11 protein-coding genes are annotated in these 12,898 nt (G+C 64.8%); all 11 read left to right on the top strand.

Translation table 11 applies throughout. From position 1 onward, the window contains the following. Nucleotides 1-102 precede the first annotated feature (102 nt). The 11 genes from DBW_RS13685 (at nucleotide 103) to murG (ending at nucleotide 12,890) form a co-directional block, all read left to right on the top strand. Nucleotides 103-1,365 (top strand): HlyC/CorC family transporter, encoded by a 1,263-nt coding sequence (locus DBW_RS13685; protein ID WP_066728064.1) that lies wholly within the window; start codon nucleotides 103-105, stop codon nucleotides 1,363-1,365. Between the two features lie 161 nt (nucleotides 1,366-1,526). Beyond that, nucleotides 1,527-1,982, top strand: coding sequence for a division/cell wall cluster transcriptional repressor MraZ (locus DBW_RS13680; protein ID WP_066728062.1), 456 nt, complete (start codon nucleotides 1,527-1,529; stop codon nucleotides 1,980-1,982). Further along, entirely contained in the window at nucleotides 1,982-2,926 is a 945-nt protein-coding gene (gene rsmH, locus DBW_RS13675; protein WP_066728061.1) for a 16S rRNA (cytosine(1402)-N(4))-methyltransferase RsmH, read from the top strand. The genes DBW_RS13680 and rsmH overlap by 1 nt, the downstream gene beginning before the upstream one ends. 47 nt (nucleotides 2,927-2,973) lie before the next feature. Next, complete coding sequence (gene ftsL, locus DBW_RS13670) at nucleotides 2,974-3,291, top strand: cell division protein FtsL (protein ID WP_066728060.1); 318 nt, start codon at nucleotides 2,974-2,976, stop codon at nucleotides 3,289-3,291. A gap of 46 nt (nucleotides 3,292-3,337) precedes the next feature. Next, nucleotides 3,338-5,302, top strand: a complete 1,965-nt coding sequence (locus DBW_RS13665; protein ID WP_066728058.1) for a penicillin-binding protein — start codon at nucleotides 3,338-3,340, stop codon at nucleotides 5,300-5,302. A 36-nt stretch (nucleotides 5,303-5,338) separates the two neighbouring features. Continuing rightward, a complete protein-coding gene (locus DBW_RS13660) occupies nucleotides 5,339-6,862 on the top strand; it encodes a UDP-N-acetylmuramoyl-L-alanyl-D-glutamate--2,6-diaminopimelate ligase (protein ID WP_231875336.1) in 1,524 nt (507 codons plus the stop codon). Continuing rightward, entirely contained in the window at nucleotides 6,859-8,247 is a 1,389-nt protein-coding gene (locus tag DBW_RS13655) for a UDP-N-acetylmuramoyl-tripeptide--D-alanyl-D-alanine ligase (RefSeq protein WP_066728054.1), read from the top strand. The genes DBW_RS13660 and DBW_RS13655 overlap by 4 nt, the downstream gene beginning before the upstream one ends. A gap of 21 nt (nucleotides 8,248-8,268) precedes the next feature. Continuing rightward, entirely contained in the window at nucleotides 8,269-9,345 is a 1,077-nt protein-coding gene (gene mraY / locus DBW_RS13650) for a phospho-N-acetylmuramoyl-pentapeptide-transferase (RefSeq protein ID WP_066728051.1), read from the top strand. 1 nt (nucleotide 9,346) lies between these two features. Continuing rightward, nucleotides 9,347-10,708, top strand: coding sequence for a UDP-N-acetylmuramoyl-L-alanine--D-glutamate ligase (gene murD / locus DBW_RS13645; RefSeq protein ID WP_066728049.1), 1,362 nt, complete (start codon nucleotides 9,347-9,349; stop codon nucleotides 10,706-10,708). Beyond that, entirely contained in the window at nucleotides 10,705-11,817 is a 1,113-nt protein-coding gene (gene ftsW / locus DBW_RS13640) for a putative lipid II flippase FtsW (protein ID WP_442856866.1), read from the top strand. Before murD ends, ftsW begins: the two co-directional genes overlap by 4 nt. After that, the gene (gene murG / locus DBW_RS13635; protein WP_066728043.1) at nucleotides 11,814-12,890 is read left to right on the top strand and encodes an undecaprenyldiphospho-muramoylpentapeptide beta-N-acetylglucosaminyltransferase; all 1,077 of its coding nucleotides are present in this window, start codon (nucleotides 11,814-11,816) and stop codon (nucleotides 12,888-12,890) included. The genes ftsW and murG overlap by 4 nt, the downstream gene beginning before the upstream one ends. The last annotated feature ends 8 nt before the right edge of the window (nucleotides 12,891-12,898 follow it).

Here is a 12,898-nt window from a genome sequence, read left to right as displayed (position 1 = left end):
GCAATCGCCAGTCACAACTTGTTTGTCAGCGCCGCCGACTTGGGGTATGATCCCCCCAAAACACCGGCGGTTGCCGGGACGATCTTCCCTTCAGGGTCACTCATGTCCGAAGCACAACTGTTCCACCTCGCCACCCTTGGCATTCTCTTCGTCCTTTCCGCCTTCTTTTCCGGTTCGGAAACGGCCCTGATGTCGCTCGACAAATTGCGCCTCAAGTACCTGGTCGAAAAACGCCGCAGTGGCGCCGATCGTCTCGAGGCCGTCCTCGAGCACCCCGACCGGCTGCTGAGCGCCATCCTGGTTGGCAATAACCTGGTGAATATTGCCGCTTCGGTCTTCGCCACCACACTCTTTGTCGAGCTTTATGGCGATCGTGGCGAGTTGATGACGATCCTCGTTTTGACCCCGCTGCTGCTGATCTTTTCCGAGGTCTGCCCCAAGACCTACGCCGCCCGCTACCCGGAAAAGCTCTCTTTCCTGGTTCTGCGGCCGATCCTGGTGGTGATGTGGGTCCTTACCCCGGTGGTCTGGATGGTGACCGGCGTCTCCCGGCTGCTGACCCGGCTGCTGAAGGGAGAAGCGGCGCGGCCGCTGATCTCCGAGGACGAGATTCGTTCGATCATCTCGGTGGGCGAACAGACCGGGGTGGTCGCCAAGGAACAGCGGCGCATGCTCCACGGGGTCTTTGAACTGTCGCAGATCCGGGTCCGTGATGTCATGATCCCCCGTACCGAGGTCGTCGGCATCGAAGTCGGCGAGTCCTTCGAGAGCGTGCTGCCGATCGTGCAGCAGGCGCGGCACTCCCGCTTTCCGGTCTACGAGGGGAGTCTCGACAATGTCGTCGGGGTGATCCACTCCAAGGACATCCTCAATTTTGTCGGCAACCGCGGTGAGTTCTCGCTGCGGGAACTCGCCCGGCCACCCTATTTCGTCCCCGAGTCGAAGCCGATCGAGACCCTGCTGCAGTCCTTCCGTCGCCGTCATCTGCACCTGGCAATGGTGATCGACGAATATGGCGGCGTCGAGGGGATCGTCACCCTGGAGGATATCGTCGAGGAGATCATCGGCGAAATACAGGATGAATACGACGTTGAGGAGGTGCTGGTCCGCGAACTCGGGCCGGGCCGCTTCCTGGTCGACGGCAGTGCCTCCCTGCGTACCCTCAATCGCCGTTTCAAACTCAAATTCTCCGAAGAACACGCCAATACCCTTGCCGGCCTGCTGATGCGCACCCTTGGCACCATTCCGCAGGAAGGGGACGGCTGCCAGGTCGACGGCGTCACCCTGACAGTTCGCAAGGTTGTCGATCGCCGCGTCGAAGCGATCGAAATGCTCCTCCCGGAAGGTCCCCGGCCCACCCCCTGAACTTTCTCCCCGCGACCCATCCTCCCGCCGTTTCTCTCCCCCTGCCGGCGCTCCCTAACCCCTTAATTAAGTGGAAAAACTCCTTGACAAGGTGTGGGGTGGCCGATATAGTCGTGCCAATTGGTGGGATTTAGTGGGTATTAGTGTCATTGTGAGGTGGGATGGAATTCAGCGGCGCCTATGTCAACACCATTGACGCCAAGTGGCGGGCCAGTATTCCCAAGGAGTTCCGGGATCTGCTCACGGCTGCGGGTGAAGATGGCCTGGTGCTGACCCAGAACCGCGACCGCGGTCTGACCGCCTTTCTACCGGCCGATTGGGCCGCCTTCTCCCGCACCATCCAGCAGCATCCGAGCGCCGCTGAGCGCACCCAGCTCAACCGTATCTATATCGCACCCCATACCCCGGTCAAGTTCGACGCCCAGGGGCGTATCCCCCTGAGCAAGCCGCTGCGCCTCTGGGCGGGATTGAACGATGACGAGCGGGACGTGGTGATCGTCGGCAATTTCCAGCGGATCGATATCTTCAGTCAGCGTCGTTATGACGAGGTCGTCAGCCAGGCGGTCGATGCCCTGGCTGCCAACCCTGATCTGGTCGAGACGCTGGAGCTCCCCTGATGGGAGGCGACTTTCAGCATCTCTCGGTCATGCCCGGCGCGGTCCTCGACCTGTTGCAACCACGACCTGGGGGGGTCTATCTCGACGGGACGGTCGGTGGTGGCGGTCATGCCCGGCTGCTGCTGGAGGCGAGCGGCCCGGATGGTCGCCTGATCGGCCTCGATCGCGATCCCGCGGCTCTGGCCAAGGCAGCGGCAACCCTGCAACCCTATGCCGGCAGATTTGAGTTGGAGCATGCCAACTTCGCCGATGCCGGCGCCATCCTCTCCGCCAAGGGGATCGCGGGGGTGGACGGCATCCTGCTTGACCTCGGGGTCTCCTCGCACCAGCTCGATGCGGGGGAGCGCGGCTTCTCCTTTCGCCAGGATGCTCCTCTTGATATGCGCATGGACCCGACCCGGGGAGCGACGGCCGCCGAACTGCTGGCGGAAGCGAGCGCCGAGGAGTTACAGCAGATTTTCCGGGAGTTCGGCGAAGAGCGCTTTGCCGGGCGGATCGCCCGCAAGATCGTCGCCCGGCGCCAGGAGGCGCCGCTGTTGCGGACCCTGGAGCTGGCCGAACTGGTACGGGATGTCGTTCCCGGTGGGCGGGTGCCGGCGCGGATCCATCCCGCGACCCGGGTTTTCCAGGCGCTGCGCATTGCCGTCAACGGCGAACTCGACCATGTCGCCCGGGGCGTTGCGGCGGCGATTGGCCTGCTCAACCTTGGTGGGAGGTTGGCGGTGATCAGTTTTCATTCCCTGGAAGACCGGATCGTCAAGCGGCTTTTCGTCGAGGAAGCCAAAGGCTGCATCTGCCCGCCGCGGCTGCCGATCTGCCAATGCGGCCACACCCCGCGGGTGGAGCTTTTGACCCGGCGCGGACTGCGGGCCGATGAGACCGAAGTCGAGACCAACCCCCGGGCCCGCAGTGCGGTGCTGCGCGGGGTTCGCCGTATCAACTGAACTGCCACGGCTCCCCCGGCGGGGGCCTGCTATTTACGGAGGGCGTTATGTCCCAGACCATCCTGAGACCGATCCCCAAGATTAACGGCTTTGCTCTACACCGGCCGCGGCTCTTGCCGGTGCTGCTGTTCATGGCCCTGCTGCTCGCGGTTTCCCTCTTTTACGTCTGGTCGCGACTGCAGGTGACCAACCTCGAGTACGACATCTCCAGCCTCGAAGGACGACTGCGCAACCTGCAGCAGGAATCCCGCGGGCTGCAGGTGGAGGTGGCAAGCCTGAGCAGCCCGCAGCGGATCGAGCAGGTGGCGCGCCAGCGGCTGGGACTGCATCTGCCGACCCCGCAACAGGTGATTACCGTGAACTGAGCGATCTCCCGGTCTGTTTCCGGTGGATCGCTGATCGAGGGTGAGTATGGAGAAGTGGGTTCGGGTACGCATTCGCCTGGTAGGCCTCTGTTTTCTGGCGGCTTTCGGGTTTGTTGCGGCGCGTGCCTTCCATCTCCAGGTTCTGGGCCAGGCCAACTGGGAACGGCGTGCCGAGCGCCAGCATCAAAAGGTGATCCCGCTGATCCCAAAACGCGGGACGATTTACGATCGCAACGGGGAGTCGCTCGCCGTCAGCCTGGAGGTCGATTCGGTCTACCTCGAACCGACCAAGGTGACTGACCGCCCGCGGACGGCGCGCCTGCTGGCCGATGCCCTCGGTCTGAAGGTCGCTGCAGTCCGCGCCAAGCTCGATTCGGAGAAGGGGTTTCTCTGGCTGAAACGCCAGATCACCCCGCGCGAAAGCGAGCTGGTGCGGGCGCTGAACCTCGAAGGTGTCGGCTTTACCCGGGAGCATCGCCGCTTCTATCCCAACTCGGAACTGGGCGCCCAGGTCATCGGCTTTACCGGGCTCGATCCGGAAGGGCTGGAGGGGCTGGAGCTCAAGTATGACTCGCTGATTCTCGGCCAGGGGGGCTTCCTGGTGATGGAACGGGATGCGCTTGGGCGCGGGATCGGCGGCGGCGAGGAGATGGTGCAGGGGGGCGAGCAGGGGAGCGATCTTCACCTGACCCTCGACAAGAACCTCCAGTTCATCGCCGAGAAGGAGCTGGCGGCCGGCGTCAAGGGGAGTCATGCGCGGGCCGGAACGGTCGTGGTTCTCAACCCGGCCAACGGCGAGATCCTGGCGATGGCGAGCCAGCCCGACTTCAATCCCAATGCCTTTTACCGCTACCGGCCCGGGCAATGGCGCAACCGGGCGCTCTGCGATACCTATGAACCGGGGTCGACGATCAAGATGTTCCTGCTCGCCGCCGCTCTCAACGAAGGGGTGGTGAAGCCAGGGACTTTCATCAATTGCGAAAACGGTTCCTGGCGGGTGGGGGGCAAGACGATCCATGACCATCATCCCTATGGTCGTCTGAAACTGCCGGAGATCCTCAAGGTCAGCTCGAACATCGGCGCGGCCAAGATCGGCAAGGCGCTGGAACGGGAGAAGTATTACGGCTACCTGCGCGACTTCGGTTTTGGGGAAGTATCCGGCCTGGAACTGCCGGGTGAGCAGTCGGGGCTGTTGCGGAAACCGTCCCAGTGGTTCGAGATCGACCTGGCCGCGATCAGCTTCGGCCAGGGGCTGACGGTAACGCCGCTCCAGGTGGCGATGGCGACGGCGGCTATTGCCAACGGCGGTTACCTGATGAAGCCCTACGTGGTGGCGAGTGTCGTCAATTCCTACGGCGAGGTGGTCGAAAGCCACCGCCCCAGTGTGCGCAAACAGGTCATTTCGACGGCGGTTGCAAAGCAGATCCGGGACATGCTGGTGGAAGTGACCGAAGAGGGGGGGACCGGAACCCTGGCGACGGTCCCCGGTTACCGGGTCGCGGGCAAGACCGGCACGGCGCAAAAAGTCGACCCGGTCACCGGGACCTATTCAACCGACAAGAATGTCGCCTCCTTTGTCGGTTTCGTTCCCGCCGACGACCCCAAGCTGGTGATCCTGGTCGTCCTCGACGAGCCGGAAGGCCAGACCTACGGTGGCCTGGTCGCCGCTCCGGTCTTTTCCCGGATTGCTGCCCAGGGGCTGCGCTATCTCAAGGTTCCGCCCCGGGAACCGGTAGGGCCGGGGGGGCTGCCGTCCCTGGATGAAATTCTCGCCCGGAACGAGGTCTCCACCGATGTTCCGGTTGCTGTACCGGGGCGGAAGGAAGGCGATGCGCCGGTCATGCCGAACTGCCTGGGGATGAGTTACCGGCAGGTGCTGCAGACCATGGAGAACGTTAAGCTGAATATTCGCCTGCAGGGGAGCGGCCGGGTCGTTGACCAGTATCCCAAGCCCGGCTCGTTGATCAACTTTGGCAGTGAAGTCTGGGTCCGGCTGGCGCCGCCGGCCTGAGCCCTTTATTTGACACGATTCCCGCGAGGGAAGAAAATGCCAGGTACTATGCTGTTTTCCGGGCTCATTCCGCAACACCTTGTAACGCATCGCCAGGGACCGGGCGACTGCGAAGTCAGCGGTCTGGCCTACGACTCACGGCAGGTTAGTGCCGGGACCGCCTTTTTCGCTCTGCGCGGCACCGCGGTCGACGGCCATGCCTTTATTGCCGACGTCCTCGCCCGGGGGGCCTTGGCGGTGGTCAGCGAGGAGGCCGTCGCCCTGCCCGAGGGGATTGCCGGATGCGTGGTCGGCGACTCCCGTCTTGCCCTCGCCCTGGCGGCTACCCGCTATTACTCCGCTCCGCCTGCCGGCACCCCGGTCGTCGGGATCACCGGCACCAACGGCAAGACCACGGTCAGCTACCTGGTCGAGGCGATCCTCCAGGCCGCCGGCCGTTCCCCCGCCCTCTTCGGGACTATCAGCTACCGCCACGGCGACCAGTCGCTGCCGGCCTCGCACACGACTCCGGAATCCCTCGACCTGCTCCGCCAGATCAGCGCCTTCTGCAACGACGGCGCCGACAGCCTGGTGATGGAGGTCTCCTCCCATGCGCTGGTGCAGCATCGGGTCGATGGCATCCCCTTCAGTGTCGGGGTCTTTACCAACCTGACCCCGGAACATCTCGATTACCACGGTGACATGGCGCATTATTTCGCCGGCAAGCGCCGCCTCTTCAGCGAACTGCTGGCGCGCCATGGCGGGCGTCCGGTCTTCAACCTTGACGACCCCTACGGTCTCCGCCTCGCCGAAGAATTCCCCACCGGGATCGGCTGCAGCAGCCGGCCAGGAGTCGGCGCGGTGCATCCCCGCCACGTAACGGTCGACCTGGACGGCATTCACGGCGAACTGCAGACCCCGCAGGGGGTGCTGCGCATCGATTCGCCGCTTTTGGGGCCCTTCAATCTCCAGAACATTCTTTGCGCGGCCGCTGCCGGTCTCGCCCTCGACCTCGCGCCGGACGCGATCGCGCAGGGGCTCTCTGCCTGTCCGACCGTGCCGGGCCGTCTGGAGCGGGTCGCCAATCGCCTCGGCGCCCTCGCCCTGGTCGATTATGCGCATACCGGCGATGCCCTGGAGAAGGTGCTGACGGCGGTGGCAGAACTGGCGCCGCGGCGGGTTATTACCCTTTTCGGCTGCGGCGGCGACCGCGACCGGACTAAGCGGCCGGTCATGGGGGAGGTCGCCGCCAGGGCCTCGAACCTGGTCATCCTGACCTCCGACAACCCGCGGACGGAAGATCCCCTGGCAATTCTTGCCGAAATCCGTCCGGGAGTCCTTAAGGTTACCGACCGGGAACTGACGCTTGCCGCGGCCGCTGCCGGGGAGGAGGGGTTCCTGACGATTCCCGACCGCCGCGCCGCCATCGACTTCGCCGTCTCTCTCCTTGTCGCTGGCGACCTGCTGCTGGTGGCCGGCAAGGGACACGAGGATTACCAGATCGTCGGCCGCCAGAAATTCCATTTTGATGATCGCGAAGAATTGGCCCGGGCCCTGCGTCAGCGGGAGGAAGAGGGATGAAGCTCGAGATTCAGCAGATTGCTGCGATGACTGGGGGACGGATCTTTCCGCCGGCGGCGCGCGCCACGGTCTCCGGGGTCTCGACCGACAGCCGGACGATCCGGCCCGGTGATCTCTTCGTGCCACTGCGGGGGCCGAGTTTCGATGGTCACGACTTTCTCGCGGAGGCGGTCCATCGCGGCGCCGCAGTCTGCCTGAGCGAGGATATCATCGCCGGGTTCCCGGTGCCGGTGGTCGGCGTCGTCAATACCCTGACCGCCCTCGGCGACCTTGCCGCCGGATTGCGGCGGGGTTTTGCCGGGCCCCTGCTGGCGGTAACGGGGTCTTCCGGCAAGACCACCACCAAGGAGATGCTCGCGGCGATCCTCTCCCTCGACGGGCCCGGCCTGAAGACGCAGGGAAACTACAATAACCTGATCGGATTGCCGCTGACGCTCTGCCAGTTGACGCCCGAGCACCACTGGGCAGTCCTCGAAATGGGGATGAGCGCCCGTGGCGAGATCGCCCGGCTCGCCGAAATCGCCGCTCCGACCATTGGGATTATCACCAATATCGGGCCGGCGCATCTTGAGGAGCTGCTGACCCTGGAAGGGGTCGCCCGCGCCAAGGGGGAACTCTTTGCCGCGCTTCCCGCCGGCGGAACCGCGGTGATCAACGCCGACGACGAACGGGTGACGGCGTTGCCGGTGGCCAACGGCGCCCATCGCCTCTTTTACGGTCTGGCCGCCACTGCCACGGTGCGCGGCGCCGACCTGGCGCCGCAGGAGAACGGAATCTCTTTCACCCTGCAGCTGCCGGAGGGTGCGCAGCGGGTCAACCTTGCTGTCCCCGGTCGCCACAACGTGTCGAACGCGCTGGCCGCGGCCGCCGCCGCCCATGCCCTCGGCATCGCCGGGGCGGTTATCGCCCGCGGCCTGGAGCAATTTCGCTCCCGTGCCGGGCGGCTTGAAGTGGTGCCGCTGGCCGATGGCATGGTCCTCTTCGATGACAGCTACAATGCCAACCCCCTCTCGATGAAGGCCGCGTTGAAGACTCTGGCCGAGAGTGGTGGGGGAGGCAAGTTCGCCGTTCTGGGCGACATGCTCGAACTCGGAAGCCAGTCCGCACCCCTGCACCGCGAGGTTGGCGCCGCGGCTGCCGGGGTCGATGGCCTGGTGGTCCTGGGCAAATTTGCCGCCGAGCTTGCCGCCGGTGCGCGGGAGGCGGGGCTGGCGCCAGCGAAAATCCGCGTCGCCGCCGACCACGCCGAAGCCCTGGCGATGCTGCGGGAATGGCTTGCGCCCGGGGCCCGGATTCTGGTCAAGGGATCCCGGGGGATGCGCATGGAGCAGATCAGCGCCGGACTGCGTGGCGCCGCCACCAGCCCCACGGCCGGCAACTGTTGACGGGGCGAGGAGACTGACAGGATGCTATACCACCTGCTCTATCCACTGCACACCCAGTATTCGGTCTTTTACGTCTTCCGGTTTATCCCCTTCCGGACGATCTATGCGGCGATTACCGCCCTGGTGATCTCTTTCATTATCGGCCCCTGGCTGATCGGCAAGCTCCAGGATTTGCAGATCGGGCAGAGTATCCGCAAGGTCGGCCCCGAATCCCACTTCAAGAAGGAGGGGACGCCGACCATGGGCGGCACCCTGATCCTGCTCGCCATCGTTCTGCCGACGCTGCTCTGGGCCGACCTGACCAATATCTATGTCTGGGTGACGCTTATGGTGACGGTCGGTTTCGGTGCGGTCGGTTTTGTCGACGACTACCGCAAGGTCAAACTGAAGAACAGCGACGGCCTCTCGGCCCGGCAGAAGATGTTCTGGCTCATCCTGATCTCCCTGGCCGGCGGGCTTATCCTCTACTATTACCCGCCGTTCCGGACCACTTTGGCCTTCCCTTTCTTCAAGGGATTGCGCCCGGACCTCGGCATCTTCTACATCCCCTTTGCGGTCCTCGTGATCGTTGGCGCCAGCAATGCGGTCAATCTCACCGACGGCCTCGACGGCCTGGCGATCGGACCGATGATCATTGCCGCCGGCACTTACCTGATCTTTGCCTACGTCGCCGGTAACGCCAAGCTCTCCGACTACCTGCAGATCAGCAGCGTCCAGGGTGCCGGCGAGCTTTCTGTCCTCTGCGGCGCGATGGTCGGCGCCGGGCTCGGCTTTCTCTGGTTCAACAGCTATCCGGCGCAGGTCTTCATGGGAGATGTCGGCAGCCTCTCCCTTGGAGGCGCCCTCGGAACGATCGCGGTGATTACCAAGCAGGAGATCGTTCTCGTTATCGTTGGCGGCATCTTCGTCCTCGAGGCGTTGTCGGTGATCTTCCAGGTCACCTCCTTCCGCCTTTACGGCAAGCGCATCTTTCGCATGGCGCCAATTCACCACCATTTTGAACTCAAAGGGTGGCCGGAGCCGAAGATCATCGTCCGCTTCTGGATCATCAGTATCATTCTCGCCCTGGTCGCCCTGTCGACCCTCAAGCTGAGGTAACATGCGCGTCACGTATGCGGAAAAAGAGGTGATGGTTGTCGGTGCCGGGCGCACCGGGCGCTCCCTCTGCGACTATTTCCTCGCACGCGGCGCACGTGTCACCCTCTCCGATCGCCGTCCGGCGTCGGAACTGGCGGAAGCCGAGGCGCTCCGCGCCAGGGGGGTCCGTCTCGACCTCGGCGGCCATACCACGGCGCTCTTCACCGGTGCCGACCTGGTCGTGGTCAGCCCCGGCATTCCGCTGACGCTGCCGGCGATTGCCGCGGCGATCAGCGCCGGGGTGCGGGTGGTTGGGGAAGTCGAGGTCGCTGCCGCCGAACTGGCGGCGCCCCTGGTCGCCATTACCGGCACCAACGGCAAATCGACGACGACCAGCGTCGCGGGTGCGGTCTTCAGCGCCTGGGGGAAGAAGACCTTCGTCGGCGGCAACCTCGGAACCCCGCTGATCGAGGCGACACAGCGCCAGGACTGGGACTACCTGGTCGCCGAACTCTCCTCGTTCCAGCTCGAGGCGATCGAGACTTTCCAGCCGCGCTATGGGCTGCTCCTCAACCTCAGCGCGGACCATCTCGACCGCTATGCGGATATGGCCGCCTACGTCGCCGCCAAGCTGCGCCTGTTCGAAAGGATGACGGCCGCCGAGGTGGCAATCCTCAACGCCGCCGACCCCCTGGTGGTGGAGGCAGCTGCCGCGATCTTAGCCCGCAAGGTCTGGTTCGATTCTACGCGGCTGCTGGCAGAGGGGATGGGCTATGCCGACGGTGAACTGGTCTGGCGCCAGAACGGCGCCGAAGTCCGGTTTCCGGCGGCCGAGCTGCAATTGAAGGGGATTCACAACCTCGAAAACGTCATGGCGGCGCTGCTGCCTGCACTCCTCGAAGGATGTCCGCCGGCAGTGGCCTGGCAGGCCGCCTGTGACTTTCCCGGCCTGCCGCACCGCATGGTCCTGGTCCGGGTGCTCGACGGCGTGACCTGGTACAACGACTCGAAGGGAACCAATGTCGGCAGCGTCGTCAAGAGTCTGGCCGGGCTTTCCGCCCCGGTCACCCTGATTGCCGGCGGCAAGGACAAGGGGGGGGACTATGCGCCCCTTGCCGACCTGGTACGAGAGAAGGTCGCCTGCCTGATCCTGATCGGCCAGGCCGCGGAGCGGATCGCGGCCGAACTCGGCGGCCTGACGCGCACCCTGCGCGCCGATTCGTTGCCGGCGGCAGTGCGCCTGGCACGGCAGGAGACGCCCGCCGGCGGCTCGGTCCTCCTTTCGCCGGCCTGCTCAAGTTTCGACATGTTCAAGAGTTACGAGGAACGGGGCGAGGTCTTCAGTCGCGCCGTGCGGGGTTTATCGGAACAGGGGGAGAACTGACCGTGGAAGTGCGCCGGGGATTCGATACCACGATCCTGCTGCTCGCCGTAGCCCTCACCTGCTTCGGCGTGGTGATGGTCTATTCCGCGTCGTCGATCATGGCCGCCAAGAAGTACAGCGACGGTTTCTATTTCCTGAAGCGCCAGGGGCTCTTTGCCCTGATCGGCTTCCTGGTGATGGCCGCTTTCATGTACTTCGACTACCGCCGCCTGCGGCGGCTCGCCGTCCCCTTCTTCCTCCTCTGCGGGGTGCTGCTGGTGGCAGTCCTGATCCCCGGCATCGGTTCCCACGCCGGCGGCGCCTCGCGCTGGATTCGTCTGCCCCTCTTTTCGGTGCAGCCGGCGGAACTGGTCAAGCTCGGCATGGTCCTTTACATGGCCCACTCCCTGGCGAAGAAACGCGAAAAAATCCGTAGCTTCAAACTCGGCTTTATCCCCTACATGCTGGTTCTCGCCCTGCTGCTGGTGCTGCTGCTGCTGCAACCTGATCTGGGGAGCGCGATCACCATCGCCGCGGTCGCCATGGTGATGCTGCTGGTGGCCGGTACCCGCCTCAGCTACCTGTTGTCGGTAGTGATCCTGGCGCTGCCGTTCCTTTATTTCCTGGTCATGAACGTCGACTACCGGCGCAAGCGGATTCTCGCTTTTCTCAACCCCTGGGACGATCCGACCAACAGCGGGTTCCAGATCATCCAGAGCTGGATCGCCTTTGGCACCGGTGGTCTTTTCGGCAACGGTCTCGGCGAAGGAAAGCAGAAACTCTTCTTCCTTCCCGAGGCGCACACCGATTTTATCTTCAGCGTTATCGGCGAGGAGCTCGGCTTCATCGGCGTGCTGGTGGTGGCGGCGATGTTCCTGCTGCTGGTGATGCGCGGTATCCGCACCGCCCTGGCCGCGCCGGACGATTTTGGCCGCTTCCTCGCTTTCGGGGTGACGCTGCTGCTCGGCCTGCAGGCCTTTACCAATATCGCCGTCGTCATGGGGATGCTGCCGACCAAGGGCTTGGCGCTGCCGTTTCTTTCCTACGGCGGGACCAGCCTGTTGACCACCCTGATGGGGGTCGGCATCCTCCTCAACGTCTCCAGTCACGCCCCGGGGGAGGTGCGATGAAACTATTGCTGGCCGGTGGCGGCACCGGCGGACATCTCTTTCCGGCCGTGGCCCTGGCCCAGCGGTTGCTGGCCACGGACCCGGAGGCTCAGGTCCATTTCGTCGGTACCGCCCGCGGTATCGAGTCCCGGGTGCTGCCGCAGCTCGGTCTGCCGCTGACGACCGTCGACATCGAAGGGGTGGTCGGCCGCGGCTGGCGCAGCAAGCTCGGTCTGCTCCCCAAGCTGGTGCGCAGCGTGCGGCAGTCGCAGGTGGTGCTTGATCGCTTTGCCCCCGATGTCGTGGTCGGCGTCGGCGGCTACGCCTCGGCGCCGGCGCTGGTCGCGGCGCTGCTGCGCAAGACACCGACCCTGATTCACGAGCAGAATGCCTGGCCGGGGCTGACCAACCGCCTGCTGGCCGCCTGGGTCGATCGGGTCTGTCTCTCGATTACCGATGCCGACCGCGCCTTCCATCGTGGTAAGGTGGTGGTGACCGGAAATCCGTTGCGCAGCGGCATGGAAGAGTGCCCGCCGCTCCCCGAGTCGGGGGCCTCCCTCCTCATCTTCGGTGGCAGCCGCGGCGCCCGGGCCATTAATGACCTGATGCTGGCCGCTCTGCCCGGCCTCGATCCCCTGCGCGGGCAGCTGCGCATCCGGCACCAGACCGGCAGTGACGATTTTGAACGGGTAAAGGAAGGCTATCAGGCCGCCGGCTGGAGCGCCGAGGTGGTTCCCTTTATCGACGACATGGTGGCCGCCTATGGCGCGGCGCAGCTGGTTGTCTGCCGTTCCGGCGCCACGACGATTGCCGAGCTGACCGCCTGTGGCCGGCCGGCCCTGCTGATCCCCTATCCCCACGCCACCGGCGATCATCAGACCGGTAACGCCCAGGCCCTGGCGCGGCGCGGTGCGGCGTTGATGCTGCCGCAGGCGGAGTTGACCGCCGAACTCCTGGCCCGCCTGGTGGGCGACCTGCTCGCCGACCGCGAGCGTTTGCAGAGCATGGCGGGTGCTGCCCGCTCGCTGGCGAAACGGGGTGCGGCTGACCTGATTCTGAAGGAGTGCCGGGCGATTATGAAAACGGTTCACTGATGGCTGAG

The sequence above is a fragment of the Desulfuromonas sp. DDH964 genome (assembly GCF_001611275.1).
Taxonomy (GTDB): Bacteria; Desulfobacterota; Desulfuromonadia; order Desulfuromonadales; family DDH964; genus DDH964.
Note: the sequence above shows the minus strand (reverse complement) of the source record. Positions and strands in the feature narration are given on the sequence as shown.